At 50.5% G+C, this 16,702-nt stretch carries 17 protein-coding genes and 1 pseudogene; 7 read left to right on the forward strand and 11 right to left on the reverse strand.

Annotated features, from left to right (window positions below):
* Nucleotides 1-8 precede the first annotated feature (8 nt).
* Nucleotides 9-1,721: a putative bifunctional diguanylate cyclase/phosphodiesterase gene (locus tag NHAL_RS13020; RefSeq protein WP_041354950.1), complete on the reverse strand. Its 1,713-nt coding sequence runs from the start codon at nucleotides 1,719-1,721 to the stop codon at nucleotides 9-11.
* Between the two features lie 108 nt (nucleotides 1,722-1,829).
* On the opposite strand from NHAL_RS13020, the gene cysG reads away from it, so the two are divergent.
* A complete protein-coding gene (gene cysG / locus NHAL_RS13025; RefSeq protein ID WP_013033621.1) occupies nucleotides 1,830-3,215 on the forward strand; it encodes a siroheme synthase CysG in 1,386 nt (461 codons plus the stop codon).
* Here the strand turns inward: cysG and nadC are convergent.
* Nucleotides 3,199-4,032 (reverse strand): carboxylating nicotinate-nucleotide diphosphorylase, encoded by an 834-nt coding sequence (nadC, locus tag NHAL_RS13030; RefSeq protein ID WP_013033622.1) that lies wholly within the window; start codon nucleotides 4,030-4,032, stop codon nucleotides 3,199-3,201. The genes cysG and nadC overlap by 17 nt on opposite strands.
* A 96-nt stretch (nucleotides 4,033-4,128) precedes the next feature.
* On the opposite strand from nadC, the gene ampD reads away from it, so the two are divergent.
* Nucleotides 4,129-4,701: a 1,6-anhydro-N-acetylmuramyl-L-alanine amidase AmpD gene (gene ampD / locus NHAL_RS13035; protein ID WP_013033623.1), complete on the forward strand. Its 573-nt coding sequence runs from the start codon at nucleotides 4,129-4,131 to the stop codon at nucleotides 4,699-4,701.
* An 8-nt stretch (nucleotides 4,702-4,709) separates the two neighbouring features.
* Nucleotides 4,710-5,090, forward strand: a pseudogene (locus NHAL_RS13040) (RNA-guided endonuclease InsQ/TnpB family protein); the annotation flags it as partial.
* Between the two features lie 167 nt (nucleotides 5,091-5,257).
* Here the strand turns inward: NHAL_RS13040 and NHAL_RS13045 are convergent.
* Nucleotides 5,258-5,809 carry a cob(I)yrinic acid a,c-diamide adenosyltransferase gene (locus NHAL_RS13045; protein WP_013033625.1) on the reverse strand — a complete coding sequence of 184 codons (552 nt, stop codon included), beginning with the start codon at nucleotides 5,807-5,809 and terminating at the stop codon, nucleotides 5,258-5,260.
* Between the two features lie 63 nt (nucleotides 5,810-5,872).
* On the opposite strand from NHAL_RS13045, the gene hspQ reads away from it, so the two are divergent.
* A complete protein-coding gene (gene hspQ, locus NHAL_RS13050) occupies nucleotides 5,873-6,190 on the forward strand; it encodes a heat shock protein HspQ (RefSeq protein WP_013033626.1) in 318 nt (105 codons plus the stop codon).
* Here the strand turns inward: hspQ and NHAL_RS13055 are convergent.
* The 4 genes from NHAL_RS13055 to acs all read right to left on the reverse strand — a co-directional run bounded on the left by NHAL_RS13055 (nucleotide 6,183) and on the right by acs (nucleotide 10,111).
* A complete protein-coding gene (locus NHAL_RS13055) occupies nucleotides 6,183-6,515 on the reverse strand; it encodes a DUF3135 domain-containing protein (protein ID WP_013033627.1) in 333 nt (110 codons plus the stop codon). The genes hspQ and NHAL_RS13055 overlap by 8 nt on opposite strands.
* A gap of 139 nt (nucleotides 6,516-6,654) precedes the next feature.
* Complete coding sequence (locus tag NHAL_RS13060; protein WP_013033628.1) at nucleotides 6,655-7,050, reverse strand: RNA-binding S4 domain-containing protein; 396 nt, start codon at nucleotides 7,048-7,050, stop codon at nucleotides 6,655-6,657.
* An 87-nt stretch (nucleotides 7,051-7,137) separates the two neighbouring features.
* A complete protein-coding gene (locus NHAL_RS13065) occupies nucleotides 7,138-8,136 on the reverse strand; it encodes a hydrolase (RefSeq protein WP_013033629.1) in 999 nt (332 codons plus the stop codon).
* A gap of 7 nt (nucleotides 8,137-8,143) precedes the next feature.
* Nucleotides 8,144-10,111 (reverse strand): acetate--CoA ligase, encoded by a 1,968-nt coding sequence (gene acs, locus NHAL_RS13070; protein ID WP_013033630.1) that lies wholly within the window; start codon nucleotides 10,109-10,111, stop codon nucleotides 8,144-8,146.
* Between the two features lie 563 nt (nucleotides 10,112-10,674).
* Between acs and NHAL_RS13075 the strand changes: the two genes are divergently transcribed.
* The gene (locus NHAL_RS13075) at nucleotides 10,675-11,274 is read left to right on the forward strand and encodes a peroxiredoxin (RefSeq protein WP_013033631.1); all 600 of its coding nucleotides are present in this window, start codon (nucleotides 10,675-10,677) and stop codon (nucleotides 11,272-11,274) included.
* Nucleotides 11,275-11,701: 427 nt separating this feature from the next.
* Here NHAL_RS13075 and dksA read toward each other — a convergent pair whose 3' ends face one another.
* A complete protein-coding gene (gene dksA, locus NHAL_RS13080; protein WP_013033633.1) occupies nucleotides 11,702-12,139 on the reverse strand; it encodes an RNA polymerase-binding protein DksA in 438 nt (145 codons plus the stop codon).
* A 377-nt stretch (nucleotides 12,140-12,516) separates the two neighbouring features.
* Between dksA and NHAL_RS13085 the strand changes: the two genes are divergently transcribed.
* Together NHAL_RS13085 and NHAL_RS13090 are read left to right on the forward strand one after the other, a co-directional pair.
* The gene (locus tag NHAL_RS13085; protein ID WP_013033634.1) at nucleotides 12,517-13,287 is read left to right on the forward strand and encodes an HAD family hydrolase; all 771 of its coding nucleotides are present in this window, start codon (nucleotides 12,517-12,519) and stop codon (nucleotides 13,285-13,287) included.
* Nucleotides 13,284-14,444, forward strand: coding sequence for a pyridoxal phosphate-dependent aminotransferase (locus NHAL_RS13090; RefSeq protein WP_013033635.1), 1,161 nt, complete (start codon nucleotides 13,284-13,286; stop codon nucleotides 14,442-14,444). The genes NHAL_RS13085 and NHAL_RS13090 overlap by 4 nt, the downstream gene beginning before the upstream one ends.
* A 60-nt stretch (nucleotides 14,445-14,504) precedes the next feature.
* On the opposite strand, the gene NHAL_RS13095 is transcribed toward NHAL_RS13090, so the two are convergent.
* From NHAL_RS13095 to ehuD, 3 genes are read right to left on the reverse strand one after another with little or no spacing between them, the layout of a single operon-like run.
* Entirely contained in the window at nucleotides 14,505-15,248 is a 744-nt protein-coding gene (locus NHAL_RS13095) for a class I SAM-dependent methyltransferase (protein ID WP_013033636.1), read from the reverse strand.
* Between the two features lie 14 nt (nucleotides 15,249-15,262).
* The gene (ehuA, locus tag NHAL_RS13100) at nucleotides 15,263-16,060 is read right to left on the reverse strand and encodes an ectoine/hydroxyectoine ABC transporter ATP-binding protein EhuA (RefSeq protein ID WP_041354959.1); all 798 of its coding nucleotides are present in this window, start codon (nucleotides 16,058-16,060) and stop codon (nucleotides 15,263-15,265) included.
* A complete protein-coding gene (gene ehuD / locus NHAL_RS13105; protein WP_013033638.1) occupies nucleotides 16,047-16,700 on the reverse strand; it encodes an ectoine/hydroxyectoine ABC transporter permease subunit EhuD in 654 nt (217 codons plus the stop codon). Before ehuD ends, ehuA begins: the two co-directional genes overlap by 14 nt.
* Nucleotides 16,701-16,702: the final 2 nt, after the last annotated feature.

A 16,702-nucleotide genomic window follows, 5' to 3' on the forward strand; every position in this document is an offset into this window, starting at 1 on the left:
CGCGTATTTCAGCCTTTTTCTTGCCACCACTTTTGCGCTCTAGGCGCGTTTAAGGGTTTGCTGATGAAATAACCCTGGACCCTATCGCAGCCGTACTCTTGGAGATAAAGAAATTGCTCCTGGGTTTCTACGCCTTCTGCCACCACTTCGAGATTGAGGCTATGGCCCAGGGCAATAATGGCTTTAGTAATTGCCCGGCTTTCAATTTCTTCGGGGATGTCGTGGATGAAAGAGCGGTCAATTTTGATGCTGTCCAGGGGAAGGTGTTTAAGGTAGGTTAAGGAGGAATGCCCTGTACCAAAGTCGTCTACGGAAATACGCACGCCCAGGGTGCTTAGAGACTGTAGGGTCTTGAGGGCTGAATCCATATCTTCGATAAGGAGCCCTTCGGTAATTTCCACCTCTAGGGAGGGCGGCGAGAGGCCTGTACGCTCCAGGATAGCTGCGATACCGCCCGCTAAATCCGGCTGACGAAATTGACGCGGAGAGAGATTGACCGCCACTTGTAAAGGCCCTGAGTGAAATTGCTGCCAGCTAAAACAGGTTTGGCAGGCAATTTCTAAAACCCAAGCGCCAATAGGGATGATGAGACCAGTTTCTTCCGCCAGACGAATAAAAGTTTGACGGGCAAGCATCCCATGTTGGGGATGGCGCCAGCGAAGTAGGGCCTCAAAACTGACCGTTCTGCCGCTGGTGAGATCCAACTGTGGCTGGAATTGCAAGTGGAGGTCCCCGCTTTCAAGGGCGCTTTGCAGGTCTTTGGCCAGTGCTACCCGGGAATGGGCCCGAGCATTGATGTCGGGCATATATAATTGGTAGTTATTACGACCCTCATGTTTAGCATGGTACAGGGCGATGTCGGCGTTCTTGAGCAGCTGTTTGGCGGTAGGAGCATCGCTAGGAAAGAGGGTAATCCCAATACTGACATTGTTATGTATCTTATGCCCCTGAAGCCTATGGGGTTCGGCAATGGCGCCAAGAATCCGTTGGGCCAGGAGGGCAGCTTCATCGGCATCCAGAATATGGGTTTGAATAATTGCAAATTCGTCACCGCCAATTCGCAGCACCGTATCTGTGGGCCCTACGCAGCCATGGAGTACCCCGGCGACTCGGATTAATTCCGCATCACCGATCTCATGGCCAAAACTGTCATTGATGTCCTTAAAGCGGTCAAGGTCCAAGAATAAAAGTGCCAATTGTTGCCTACTGTGGAGGGTTTCCGCCATAGATTGCGCTAAGCGGTCTTGAAGTAGGATTCGATTGGGCAGTCCGGTGAGAGCATCGTACTGAGCGAGGTGGCGGGACCGAGTCTCCTTAGCTTGGGTCTTTTTTAACTGGGTTTGGAGTAGTCGCTGGGAACGGTAAAAACCAAAGGCAATGAGAGCAAGTCCCAGAATCTCTAGTATTCTCTCCACCAGAGTACTCCATTGCCTGGATTCTTGGGTGAACTCCCCTAGCAAGCCTAACAAGAGACTGCCCAGGAGTAGGCCCCAACCCCCAGTCAAAAGAGTGATGCCTAGTCGCAAGATAAAAGCGTGAGCGACTAAGGCGACGACCAGCACCACGGTTTCAAGGATGATGTTGTTGAGATCGAAACCCTGCTTTAGGGGAAAGGTGAGAAACCAAAATAAAATGATAAACAATGCCAGCAGCGCCAGTCCTCCCGCACTGGGCCATGGGGGCAAGGGGCTCAGGTGAGCATGCCGTAGTTTATGGAGCATGGATAGCATTGCTGGAGGTAGTCTATACCATTGCGGGATGCCAAAACCATATAAAATATTTGATTGATAGCCACAAACTCATTACAGACAACCCTATACCATATAAAGATGCAATATCTTCCAATATTTTTAAATGTACGCGGGCAGCGGTGTTTGGTGGTGGGTGGGGGCGCTGTGGCGACCCGAAAAGTGGCCTTGCTCCGCCGGGTGGGTGCGGTCGTTAAAGTGGTGGCCTTGGAAGCGCATGAGCAGCTTCAGGAGTGGGCTAAAAAGGGGGAAATTGGGTTACAGCAAGCCCCTTTCAGCGAAGCTGAAATGAAGGATTGTCGTTTGGTGATTGCGGCAACGGATGATCACTCCCTCAACGAGCAAGTCTACCATCTCGCCAAGGCTCAGGGGATACTCGTTAATGTGGCTGATTGCCCTCGTCTTTGTGATTTTATTCTGCCCTCCATTGTGGATAGATCGCCGGTAGTGGTCGCGGTCTCAAGCGGGGGGAGCTCTCCGGTATTAGCGCGTTTGCTCCGCGCCCGTCTGGAGACCCTTATTCCTTACGCTTATGCCCGCCTGGGCCAATTTGCGGCTCGCTATCGCAGCCAGGTTAAGCAGCGTATTGCCGGCGCAAGGGCGCGGCGTATCTTCTGGGAAAAGGTCTTACAAGGCAGTATCGCCGAAAAGATTTTCGCGGGTCAGGAAGGTGAAGCTGAGCGGGCTCTGGAAGCTGCTTTGGAGGAGAGTGCAGCCCCTAGCCAGGGGGAGGTTTATTTGGTTGGCGCGGGACCGGGAGATCCTGATCTTTTGACCTTTCGCGCTTTGCGCCTTATGCAGCAAGCGGATGTGGTCTTCTATGATCGTTTGGTCAGTCCGGAAATTCTAGATTTAGTTCGGCGCGAGGCGGAACGAATCTATGTGGGTAAAAAGCGCGCCTGGCATACGGTACGGCAAGAGGAAATCAATGGGATGCTGGTCCAATTTGCCCGGGAAGGTCAGCGGGTATTGCGCCTTAAGGGAGGCGATCCTTTTATCTTTGGTCGGGGAGGGGAAGAGATTGCCACATTGGCGGCGGAAGGCATTCCTTTCCAAGTCGTGCCTGGGATTACCGCCGCTTCAGGCTGTGCTTGCTATGCGGGCATCCCGCTCACCCACCGTGACCATGCCCATGCCTGTATCTTTGTCACCGGGCAACTCAAAGAAGGGCGTTTGAGCTTGAATTGGCAGTCCTTGGTCCAGCCTAAGCAAACCATTGTCGTTTATATGGGGTTGGTAGGGCTTGAGATTCTTTGCCAGGAATTGATTGCCCATGGTATGCCTTCTACCATGCCAGCAGCCTTGGTCCAGCAAGGGACAACTTCCCAGCAACGGGTATTGACGGGCACTCTGGCAACATTGCCAGGTATTGTCAAAGGGGAAGAAATCCATGCGCCCACTTTGATCATCATCGGTGAGGTGGTCTCTCTTTATCCACAGCTGGTCTGGTTTAATGCCCCTGATTAAAGCGTATCGACATATCCACGGCATGGACATCCTTGGTCAAAGTCCCTACTGAGATATAATCGACTCCCGTTTCGGCCACCTGGCGGACGTTCTCCAGGGTAATGCCGCCCGAGGCTTCCAGCTTGACCCGCTGTTGGTTAAGGCGGACGGCTTCGGAGAGAGCAGGGAGATCGAAATTATCAAGCAGGAGAATGTCGGCCCCCGCAGTGAGCGCTTGTTGCAATTCGTCCAGGTTTTCCACTTCTATTTCTATAGGGAGGTTGGGACTATAGGTGCGGGCACGTTCAACCGCTACGGTAATTGAGCCGGCTGCCAGAATATGGTTTTCTTTAATGAGCACGCCATCGTAGAGGCCATGGCGATGATTGTGGCAGCCGCCGCAGCGAACGGCATATTTCTGCGCTTGGCGCAAGCCTGGCAGGGTCTTGCGGGTATCTAATATTTTAACTGGCAACCCAGCCACGGCTGAAGCATAATGGTGGGCTATGGTGGCGGTCCCGGATAGAGTCTGGAGGAAATTCAAGGCGGTGCGTTCGCCGCTCAAAAGAGGGCGCGAGGGGCCGTGCAAAGTGCAAATCCTCTCATTAGCCGAGAGAGGGTCCCCATCTGCCCGGGCCCAATTGATGACGATTTCCGCATCCAATTGTTGAAATACCCTATTAAACCAGTCAGTTCCGCAGAGTACGGCCGTTTCGCGACAAACTACAGTAGCAGTTGTTCTCGAAGCTGCTGGAATTAACGCTGCGGTGACATCACCGCTCCCGATATCTTCAGCAAGTGCTCGGCGAACTTCTTCTTCAATTGGGGCAGTGGGCATGCAATATCCTGTTGCTAACCGCTTAGGTTTAATTCTCCATTATAGCAATGACTCTTCGGATGCTTCGATGTTTTCCAGGTCAAGTAGTGATAAACCATGACGGTCCTTGTTCCTTGGGGCCTCTGGGTGAACAGGGATAGCGGCTGGCTGACCCATGCCCGTCAGGTTATCTCGCCCAATCAGGATGAACGACCACCAGGGATGGTGCCAGAATGGTTAGTGGTGCACGGTATCAGCCTACCGCCGGGAGAGTACGGAGGGCCATGGATTGATGCCCTATTTACCAACTGCCTTGATCCTACAGCACACCCTTATTTCCATGAAATCCACTGCCTCCGTGTTTCCGCCCATGTTTTTATCGCCCGGGATGGTTCTTTAACCCAGTACGTGCCTTTTCACAGGCGTGCTTGGCATGCAGGGAGGTCGAACCTTAATGGGCGTACTCAATGTAATGACTTTACTATTGGGATAGAACTTGAGGGTACTGATGTTGCCCCCTATGAAGAGATACAATATCAAACCTTAGCGAGTCTTATCAGTGCCTTGATCGTTGCCTATCCTACCCTGTCTAAGGAGCAGATTGTGGGTCATAGCGATATCGCACCAGGCCGTAAGACAGATCCTGGTCCCGCCTTTAATTGGGAGCGCCTCAAATCTTTATTGGTTTAGCTGCATTCAAGATAGTCAACGAGAACCCAGTGATTTGTCTGGAGGATTTGAATATCACAGGGATGTTGAGAAACCGCCGCTTGAGCAAAGCTGTTGCGGATTGCGGGCTGTATGAGCTCAAGCGGCAAATGGAGTACAAAGCAGCAATGTATGGCCGGGAAGTGTTTATCGTGGACCGCTGGGCGCCCACCAGCAAGACGTGCTCTGAGTGCGGGACTATTCAAGAGTCCATGCCGCTCAAAGTTCGCGAGTGGGAATGCCCGGACTGTGGAACGGAGCACGACCGGGATATTAACGCGGCCAAGAATGTTTTGATGTTGGGTACGGCGGGGAGCGCCGGAACCGATAAAGCCCGCGGAGCGGTGAAGACCCCAAGGGCCGTGGCCTAGCCACCGCCCGAGGACTGCTGAGAAACGCGAATTCTCCAGGCTGACAAGGGGAGGAGGGACCGAACCGCAGTCAGTCATGGCGAAACTCCAATTTCCGTGATCATTGAATAGTAGGCGCCGCTGGGTGTTATAGTGTTATCTAGAAAAGCTACTGGGGGATTGGAATTTTATCCTCGTTTGGTTTTTTCCCAAAATATTTCAGGGGCCCCCTCTGTGCGGTTAAGTTCCCGTGCCATGACAAACAAGAGGTCTGAGAGGCGATTGAGGTATTTCAAACTCTCTGGATTGGTGGCCTCTTCCTTGGCAAGAGTTACGAGCCGTCGCTCTGCCCGCCGGCAGGTCGTGCGAGCGAGGTGGCAAAGACTGGCGGCGATGGTGCCCCCCGGTAAGATAAATTCCTTAAGTGGCGGCAATTTTTCATTTAGGCTATCGAGTTGCCGTTCTAGGGCCTGAACTTGACCAGCTTCGATAATATGGGCAGGGGGAATACTCAGTTCCCCTCCCAGGTCAAAGAGTTGGTGCTGGACAGGCGTTAAGGCCTGGTGGAGGGGATCTGGGAGGGGGTGAGCAAGAAGCAGGCCCAGGAGGGCATTGAGTTCATCGATAGCGCCGATGGCTTCAACCCGGGGGTGGTCTTTTGGCACCCGCTGTTGGTTACCTAGCCCAGTCGTTCCTTGATCACCTGTGCGGGTGTAGATCTTGGATAAGCGATGTCCCATGGTGAATGATTAACCTAAATTGTCGTCGCTTTATGCGAGCATAAACTAAAGTGGAGAAACCCTATGCAACAATCAAGAGCTAAATTTGGGATTGGACAGTTGGTGCGTCATAAGCTGTTTCATTATCGGGGGGTAGTGGTGGATGCAGATCCGGTCTTTCAGGGTAGTCCCGAGTGGTATGAGCAGATGGCTCAGTCCCAACCGCCAAAAGATCGGCCTTGGTATCATGTTTTGGTTGACAATGCGGATTACCAGACCTATGTGGCGGAGCGAAACCTGGATCTGGATACTTCCAGGGAGCCTATTAATCATCCTGCAATCGAATTATTTTTTGATGATCTCCAGGAAGGCGTGTATCGTCGCCAGGGTAGCATCAATTAAATTTTTCCCTAAAGGTTTGACCGGTACGCCTCATCTCCGCCAAGGCGTATCCGAGCTTATGGGGTGCATCGAGTAACCCATACTCAGCATAGATCCGTTCCCACATCATGGCGTAGAGCCTGGCGGCGGAGACCAAAGGATTTCGGCATTGTTGTCGTTCCATATCGATACGCCATTGTAGACGTTTCAGTCGTGTCTGTAGGTGTTCCGGCGCCTGGGTCAAAGTCTGTTCTATAATGGCTCTACGCTGGTGTTCGAATTCTTCAGGATCCTCTTTTGCCAGGAGCATCCAGTAGTCGAAGTCGAAATTGGATTCGGGTGTCATGCTTTAAGTACTTTGGGTCGCCATCTCTCATTCTTTCGATTTTGCTTCTTCCCAGAGCGCGTCCATTTCCTCAAGGCTTGCCTCTGCTGGGGAAGAATCACGCTCGGAGAGAATGTCTTCAATTGTAGAGGAAAACTCGTCAGCTTTTTCGGGTAAAGCGGATGATCTGGCGGCGGTCCCGTTTAGAGGGACGACCCCGGGTGGTGGGTCGCTGTTCCCGTTCCTCCCTTAATTGCATAGCTAGGGTTTGCCGCTTTGCCTTGCTTTTCTCACTCTCTTGGTAAAGTAACGACGCTTCTGGGGCTGGGCGGCGTTGTTGAGACAGCCCCTCAATGGTAATTTCGTACTCGAACTGGCCCCGGCGAATGGTTAAATGATCGCCGATAGCGACCCTCTGGCTAGGTTTAACTCGCCGGCCATTGAGGTGGACTTTGCCTCCATTGACTGCTTCCACCGCAAGGCTACGTGTCTTGAAAAAACGGGCAGCCCACAGCCATTTATCAAGGCGAATCTTTTCAGTTTCGGAGGCTGTCATGGTTCATTTCTCACCGCAGGTTTGTCCTGGAAAGGCTAAGGATATCGAACCCGTTAAACACTTCAAGGCATGGAATAAACTGATTACTTAGCTGCTGGCTAGAGCAATTTCCCCTGAAATTTCCGATTCTAAATAGAGACTGAGGAATTCTGGAACCCTTTCCTCTAACCAATACTGGGGTTGCCAGGGCCATTGACCGCCAATGAACCCCACATGCCCTCCCTCCGCGCTGAGTTCTAACTGGACTGTGGGGGAGAGATCAGAAGCCGAGGGAATAGCATCTTGAGGTAAAAAGGGGTCATCCGTGCTATGTAGAATCAGCGTTGGGACATGGATGTTGCGCAAAAATGGCCGACAGTTGGAGCGCTGCCAATAGTCATTGGCATCTATGAATCCATGTAGGGGGGCGGTGATGAGGTCATCAAATTCCTTAAATGTCCGGACGTTTTCCAAGGCTTGGAGATCAAAGGGGCAATCGCGATAGCGAAATTTATACCGGACAGAGCGTTTCAGAGCCTTAACTAGAGACCATTGGTAGGCTTGGGATAGGGCTTGCTCTAATTGCCATGCGGCCCGGCCAAGCTCAAAGGGAACGGAAACCCCAATGGCGGCAATGAGGTCTGCTTGCTGACCGTTCTCTCCAAGCCATTTGAGGAGGACATTACCGCCTAGCGAATAGCCTACTGCTGCGAGGGGGGTATCGGGTTCCCTCTGGCGCAGGGTTGAAAGCAGTGCATGGAGATCGCCCGTGTCACCGGAATGGTAGCTGCGGGCTAGCCGGTTAGGTTCACCGCTACAACCTCGGAAATGCAACAACACCCCGCGCCAGCCCCGTTGCGCAATGGCCCTGAGGAGCCCAGCAGCATAGCGGGAACGATAGGACCCTTCAAGGCCATGAAGGACTACTACAATAGGCCCCTTGCCTTGACCGCTCCAAGCAAGATCCACAAAATCTCCATCTGGCAATTCTAACCGCTCCCATAGGAGTTCTATCCGGAAGGGGGGGCGAAAGCGCGATCCCCATACCGTTTGGGCATGGGGGCCCGGTAGCCACCAAGCGGGTCGGAAATGACTAGTAACAATCATGGTCGAATTACTCTTTGCCCTGAAGTTGGGAGAGGATAGCTTCACTCTCTAGGGTAGAGGTGTCTTGAGTGATGGGTTCACCCCGGGCGATGGTCCGAAGTAAGCGGCGCATGATTTTCCCGGAGCGGGTTTTGGGGAGGCTGTCCACAAAACGAATCTCATCCGGTTTGGCGATAGGCCCAATTTGATCGGCGACCCAGGCTCGAAGTTCCTCGGTCAAAGTTTTACCAACCCCTCCTGTTGGGCGGCTTCCTTTTAGGATGACATAGGCGAGGATGGCCTCACCCTTGATGTCGTCAGGACGGCCCACCACGGCTGCTTCTGCTACCTTCGGATAAGCCACTAAGGCGGATTCGATCTCCATGGTGCCGAGCCGATGACCGGACACATTCAATACATCATCAGTGCGCCCCATGATCCAAAAATAGCCATCCTTATCGCGGCGGGCACTGTCACCCGTAAGATAATATTGGCTGCCGAATTTGCTCCAATAGGTATCATAGTAACGCTGATCATCGCCCCAAATGGTGCGGAGCATGGAGGGCCAGGGTTTGGTAATGACTAAATAACCGCCCCGATCAGGGGTGGTAATAGGGTGCCCCTTTTCATCAACCACTGCAGCGCTAATGCCAGGCAGAGGGAGGGTGCAGGAGCCGGGTTTGGTGGGAACAGCGCCAGGAATTGGGGCAATCATATGAACTCCCGTCTCCGTTTGCCACCAAGTATCGACAATAGGGCAGCGCTCGCCTCCGATAATGCAGTGATACCACATCCAAGCCTCGGGGTTGATGGGTTCGCCCACCGTTCCCAGCAGCCTTAATTGAGATAAATTATAGCCGGCGGGAAGATCATCCCCGTACTTCATTAGAGCCCGGATAGCAGTGGGGGCCGTGTAAAAAATGGTGACTCCATGATCCTGGCAGATTTTCCAAAAACGGCCCGGATCAGGAAAAGTGGGAGTTCCCTCATACATGACAATAGTGGCTCCTGCTGCCAGCGGTCCGTAGGCGATATAACTATGGCCTGTGACCCAGCCCACATCGGCCGTGCACCAAAAGATGTCCTCATCACGAATATCAAAGACCCATTTCATGGTAGTGAGGGCACCGAGCAGGTAGCCGCCACTGGCATGCTGGATGCCCTTGGGTTTGCCAGTGGAACCAGAGGTGTAAAGCAGGAATAAAGGATGCTCAGCGTTTAGCCATACCGGCTCACAGTTTCCATCGATTCTGGTTTCTGCTTCATGCCACCATAGGTCGCGCCCCTCGGTCATGTCGATATCATGACCCGTACGTTGCAGGACAATGACATGCTGGATACTGTTGCATCCTTCTTTTAATGCCCGGTTAGCCGCTGCTTTGAGTTCGACGATGCGTCCGCCCCGGTGACCCCCATCGGCAGTGATAAGAAGTTTGGCTTCTGCATCCTCAATCCGATCTTTAAGGGATTCGGCGGAGAAACCTCCAAATACGACCGAATGGATGGCCCCGATGCGGGCGCAGGCCAACATTGCAATGACGGCTTCGGGGACCATGGGTAGGTAGATGACAACCCGATCGCCTTCGGTAACACCTTGAGCTTTAAGAACATTAGCAAAGCGGCAAACTCGCTGGTGTAATTGATGATAAGTGAAGGTGGTAATATCCCCCGGCTCTCCTTCAAAAATAATGGCTATTTTGTCGGCTTTGTCCTGCAGGTGGCGGTCTAGGCAGTTGTAAGAGACATTCAGTTCGCCGTCGGTAAACCACTGATAGTGTGGGGGATTAGTGCTGTCTAGAACTGTTTTGAAGGGTTTATGCCAGGTAATTTCTGCACGTGCCTGCGCGGCCCAAAAACCTTCGAAGTCTTCGTTGGCGGCTTGGACTAAGGAATCCAAGGTGGCACGGTCGGGGATGCGGGCTTTGGCCGAAAATTCAGCTGGTGGGGGGAAAAGGCGTTCTTCATGTAAAGTGGATTCGATACTTTCTTCATTCATGATTTCTTCCTTCCTTTTTCACCCCGCAGGGAGTTGACTTATTGGGGGCTTTTAAACATCAGGTAACCGACAGACGGCTTGCGTATTGCTCGATTAATGCGCTTACTATTTAGACACTCTAAGCCAACTCGTCGGCCTAGTAAATATGCCTGATTGCTCAGGCCTAGGGGAGGTTAGAAGCGGAAGAATGGGGGGATAGCGCTGCCGGGGTATTCGCTCAATATGCCAGGAAGTATAGCCCAATGGCAGGCCTCGTTCACTCTGCCTTGGTATTGGTATAACCGCTATACTTCGATGATGGGTTGGGCAGTATCGTCGATGACGATTGTAAAGGGGCCATCTGGCCGCTTGACTACGAAATTACCCTAGCTATTGGTGAACTCGTTCTGGCCGTTTATCGTCAAAGAGAAGGGCGCTATCGTCTTGATTTCCAAGTTTCTAGCAGGAAACCCAACAAAGTCTATGATTATTATCTATTGATTTTAAGATAGAAATTGCTAAAGTCCCATACATTCTGCTTTGCTAAATTCTGCGTTCACAACCTATCAAAAGGAGAATATCCTGTGAGTGTACTGGTTACGCAAGTTGCCCCTGATTTTACTGCTCCGACTGTAATGCCGGACGGTACCATTCAGGAAAATTTCCGCCTTTCTGATTTGCGCGGTAAATATGTCGTACTGTTTTTCTATCCTCTGGATTTTACTTTTGTTTGTCCCTCGGAGATTCTGGCCCATAACAATCGCCTCAAGGAGTTCAAAGAGCATAATGTGGAAATCGTGGGTGTTTCCATTGACTCCCAGTATAGTCACTATGCCTGGCGTAATACTCCCGTAGCAAATGGCGGGATTGGCGCCATCGGTTTTCCGCTGGTAGCCGATTTAAACCATGATATTACCCGGGCTTATGGGGTCGAACATCCTGATGGGGTCGCCCTCCGTGCTTCCTTTTTGATTGACAAAAATGGCGTGGTTCAGCATCAGGTAGTCAATAATCTTCCCCTCGGTCGGGCCGTAGAGGAAATGTTACGGATGGTGGATGCTTTGCAATTTACGGAAGAACATGGTGAGGTCTGCCCGGCGGGGTGGCGCAAGGGTGAAGAGGCTATTCGCCCCGATGCAGAGGGGGTAGCCCAATATTTAGCCAAGCATGCCACTACTTTGTAATTCAGGATAATTGAGGCCCCTATCAATAAACGCCCCCGTTTTATGCGGGGGCGTTTTGTTTCATTTGGAGTTTCATCGTGACTGATTTCAATTTTGTTCCTACAAAATCTCATCAGCCCGAAAAATTCGCGTTTCTCAGCAGTCCTCGGCGAAGGGTTCCCCTTGGCCTTGAGGTCTTTACCGCTCCACGCGCTTTGACTTCGGGTCCTCCCGACCCTAGGCTCCGTGAGCGAGGAAATCATAGCGCGAATTTAACGCTGAAACAACACCTTATCGCCCCTCGCGTGTGGGGCGCCGTTTCACTTCGCGATTTTGCTGGGGGGGCGTCGTGCGTCCTGCACTCATTCAATGCCTCCCATTAAAACCTTTGGTCCTCTCCAGGCGTTTTTTTGCAAATTATCTTGGCCCTTTGAGTTATAATATCCGGTTAAGCCCGTTGTCTCTCTCTGATTTCCTCTAAAGTCTTGCAATCGATGCATAGGGTAGCGGTGGGACGGGCCTCTAGGCGCCGGACGCCAATTTCGGCTCCACAGGCCTCACAGTAGCCATAGTCCCCTTTATCAAGGCTCCGCAGGCGTTCAGAGATTTTCCTGATAAGTTTACGTTCTCGATCTCTGGTGCGTAGCTCCAAGGTAAATTCTTCTTCCTGTGATGCACGGTCGCTGGGATCTGGGAAGTTTGCAGCCTCATCCTGCATATGGTGAACGGTCCGATCGACTTCTTCCATGAGGCGTTGCCTCCAACCCAGCAGGATCCTTCGAAAATGTTCAACCTGTGGCTCACTCATGTATTCTTCCCCCTCTTTTTGCTGATAGGGGGTAAATTCTTGGGGAGATTGCACCAGATCCTTGTCATTAACGGCCATGTCTTGGCTCCTCAAGTACTAAAAAACAGTCGCGGATATATACCAGAACCTTTTAAGAAGCGCAATAATTATAACTCCTTATTGACAACAGCCTAAAATATTTCGGAACAAAAAAATCATCAATAATTGGGGTGCTCGCGCCCTTTAACCCTATCTCTATAGAAACAAGCTAACATACTATAGAAACAAGCTAACATAAGTACCTATGAATAAAATATGAGGTGTTTTAGGAGCGAGCCGGAGGTGTTCCGCAAACCCGTTTTTCCTCCCTGAAAAAAGGGTTTGCGGGGACTTCCCTGCCCCCTGGCTCCACGCCACCGGCTCACTCCAGGAATATTTCAAAACTTTTACTGAGATGCTTATTTATTGGGAATACAGTGGTGAAACTTAAAACATTGATTTTTGATCTAGACGGGACTCTTGCTGAGACGGAACGGGATGGGCATCGGGTGGCGTTTAATCGGGCTTTTGCCGAAGTTGGAGTCAATTGGCATTGGGATGTTGCCCTTTACGGCAAATTGTTAGCCATAACCGGTGGCAAAGAGCGTATCCGTTACTACTTAGATCTTTACCAACAGGATTTTCGCCCTCCAATAGCGTTGGATAAATTTATTGCTGAGCTGCATCAGACTAAAACTCGATATTACGTAGAACTGTTGGAAGAGCAGGGAATACCACTCCGTCCGGGAGTATTGCGTCTTTTCAATTTAGCCCGCGAGCAGGGGTTGCAATTGGCTATTGCCACTACAACGACGCCAGAAAATGTAATGGCTTTGCTGCGCACCAGCATTGGTAGTCATGCCCTAGATTGGTTTGATTGTATTGCTGCGGGGGACGTGGTTAGGGCTAAGAAACCAGCACCGGATATTTATGACTACTGTTTACAGAAGTTGCAAAGAGAACCTGCCCAATGCCTTGCTTTTGAAGACTCGGCTAATGGTGTTCGTGCAGCTGTAGATGCGGGGATTAAGGTGGTGGTGACGGTGAATGATTATACCCGTGAAGAGGATTTCACAGGGGCAGCGTTGGTGTTGGATCATCTCGGGGAGCCAGGACAACCCTGTAGGGTATTGAGTGGGGATTTAGATGATTTCGAGTATGTGGACATTGCGCTCTTGCAGCGGTTGCACGGGGAGAATACAGCGTGAATGATCGAATAGCGCGACGTATGGAAGATATTAAGCCCTTTCAAGTGATGGAGTTATTGGCGCGAGCAAAGGAACTGGAAGCCCAGGGACAAACGATTGTCCATATGGAAATTGGTGAGCCCGATTTCGTTACGCCTCAGCCCATTGTGGAGGCTGGGATAGCGGCATTGCGTTCTGGACAGGTTCATTATACCCCGGCAGCAGGGTTACCGGCCCTGCGTGAGGCTATTGCAAACTGGTATAGCAGTAGTTCCGGGATCACCGTATCGCCTGAACGCATCATCGTGACGCCAGGTGCCTCTGGAGCTTTGTTGCTTGCTTTGGCACTTCTACTCAATCCGGGAGACACAGTGCTTATGGCGGATCCCGGTTATCCCTGCTATCGCTACTTCGTCCGGCTGTTAGAGGGAAAAGCCATCTGTATTCCAGTAACGGAGGAAAGTGCCTACCAGTTTACCTCAAGGCATATTGAGTCCCACTGGACTCCTGAGACTCGAGCGGTATTGGTTGCCTCACCTGCTAATCCAACGGGTGTTCTCCTTTCCCAAAATACCCTTGCGGCATTGATGGACAGTGTTGAGTCCCGAGGAGGAACTCTTGTTGTCGATGAAATTTACCATGGCTTAGTGTATGGGGATAAAGCCACCACTGCTTTGGCGCTTTCAGACCAAACATTTGTTATCAATAGTTTCTCAAAATATTTTGGTATGACGGGGTGGCGATTAGGCTGGCTCGTTGTGCCCAAAAGTTTTATTCGAGCTGCTGATAGGTTAGCTCAAAATCTCTTCCTTGCTGCCTCCACGCCAGCTCAACATGCCGCTCTTGCGGCTTTTAAGCCTGAAGCTCTTCAGATTCTTGAAACTCGTCGAGTGGAATTTCAACGGCGACGAGATTTCCTTCTACCTGAGTTGAGGGATCTCGGTTTCCATATCCCGATCATCCCTCAAGGTGCATTTTACATCTATGCGGACTGCTCCCGATTCTCGGCGGATAGTTTCGCTTTTGCCCGAGATTTGCTGGAGAACATTGGTGTTGCGGTAACTCCAGGCATAGATTTTGGTTGTAATGCCCCTCAGCAGCACCTGCGCTTTGCTTATACCACTTCAATGGAGCAATTGCAGGAGGGGCTCGGACGCCTTCAGGCTTATCTGAATTAGATTCAGCCCCGTCTTTGAGATCTCAGGTTAAAGTTTCTTCCTAAAAAATCTTAAAATCCCCTAAACTTTTTTCGCAGTAATGAAATCGAAGCGATCATTAAATTCTAAAATTTCTCGATCCGCGTAAGTGGATTCCATTTCTTGGAGTCCTGCTTTAAGTTCCTCCTCCTCAAATGAGGACAGCACAGACATGTAACAGCTTGCAACCATTTCAAAGTATTTTTCTTTGGGAAGAGAATGCCGGTACACCAAGGTATCCCGCTCCACCTGGAATGTTTCATCTTCAAGCAGGCTGACAAGCTCATCGGGATTGGCATGCCAATTCAGACAACGTTCAAGTGCTTTACTGAATAAGGGATATTCCACGTTGGGGGGGACGTGCACCAACAATAAAATACCTTCTGGGGCCAGGCGCTGGTAAAAGTTTTTAAACAGGGCTTTCCTATCATCAATATGATGAATAGTTTCCTTGATTAATATTTTGTTATAGGTTCCCGGACGGGCCGAGAAGTCCAAGGCATCCTCCGCAACTCGCTCAATGGGTGCTTCTTCGGGGATTTGAGCCAGCATTTCAGGAAATGGATCAACGCCGATGACGGGGTTTTTCAGAGGAACTTGTTCTAAGATATCCAAAGAATAGATTCCTGTTCCACAGCCTAGATCGACCAAAACATCATCTTGGTTGAGCGCTAATTTCTCAATCATTTTCGAGGTTAGCTGACGAACAAAATCTGGCGAATAGTAAAGAAAGTTATCGTAGCGTTCAGCTAGACGTTGATAATGGGTTTGAATAACATCGCTCATAATCATTTCTCCTCTTAGAGAATGGTTCGTAAAAACTCTTGTGTTCTTTTCTGTGTTGGCCGGGAAAAGATAATCTCGGGGGTATTGTCTTCAATGATTTTTCCCTCTGCCATGAAAATAACCCGGTCTGCAATTTCTTGTGCGAAACTCATTTCATGGGTGACAATTAACATGGTCATTTCGCTTTCTATTGCAATTTGCCGGAGGACACTGAGTACTTCCCCCACTAACTCAGGGTCTAAAGCCGAGGTGACTTCATCAAAGAGCATGATTTGGGGTCGCAGGGCAAGGGCGCGGGCAATGGCTACTCGTTGCTTCTGGCCTCCAGAAAGTTGGGCCGGATAGTTTTCAATTTTATCCTCTAAACCGACTAATTTTAAAAGATCAACGGCTCCCTTTTCTGCTTCTTCCTGAGGCAGGTGCAGTACATGCACCATCGCTTCGGTCACATTTCGTAATACGCTCATATGGGGAAATAAATTAAAGTGTTGAAAGACCATCCCCACCTTTCCCCGTATCTTGCGGATATGGTGCCGATCAGCAGGCACTTCTCGACTATCACGCTGCATCGTCCAAATCGATTCGCCGTCGATTTCAACCCGGCCTGAATCAATGCCTTCTAGGGTCATCAGAATGCGTAAAATAGTGGATTTTCCTGAGCCACTAGGACCAATCAGGGCAATCTTCTGGGAAGGGGGAATATCTAAATCGATCCCCTTTAATACAGTAAGTCCATCAAAGGACTTCCATACCTCCCGCATCCGGATAATGGAATGTGCTGGATCTTCTTTGTCAAGTCTAGGTTTGAGCAAAACGAGCTTCCAATTTTCGTATGAGTCGGGAAGATAACAAACTAATGACTAAAAAAAGCAGGCCCACTAGGGTCAGTGGTTCCAAATAGCGAAATGTTTCAGCACCACTAAGCTTAGCAGTCTGGAGTAATTCCATGACCGTGATAGCTGCCAATAAGGGCGTATCTTTAAACATGGCGATAAGATAATTCCCTAGCGCTGGAATGACCGGTGGAATTGCTTGGGGAAGAATAATGGCTTTCCAGATGTGGAATCGGCTCATATTTAAAGCTATAGCAGCTTCCCATTGTCCTTCAGGTACACCTTCAATCCCTGCCCGGTAGACCTCTGAAGTGTACGTACTATAGTGCAAGCCAAGACCGACTACTCCAGTTAAAAACGGCGAAAGCGTGACACCAAATTCAGGCAGGACAAAAAAAAGAAAATAAAGTTGGACTAGAAGGGGGGTGCTGCGTATGAACTCCACTACCCAAGCAGTTATGGTGGCCATAATCCGAATGGCAGAACGTCGCAATATAGCCCAGGCCAGTCCAAGAATCAAGGCAGCTGTCATTCCCCAAAAAGTAGCTTGAATGGTTACCCAGAAACCCCTTAATAGATCGGGTAAAATATCCAATGCATACTGCCAGTCGAACACCATTT

Source organism: Nitrosococcus halophilus Nc 4 (assembly GCF_000024725.1).
GTDB lineage: Bacteria > Pseudomonadota > Gammaproteobacteria > Nitrosococcales > Nitrosococcaceae > Nitrosococcus > Nitrosococcus halophilus.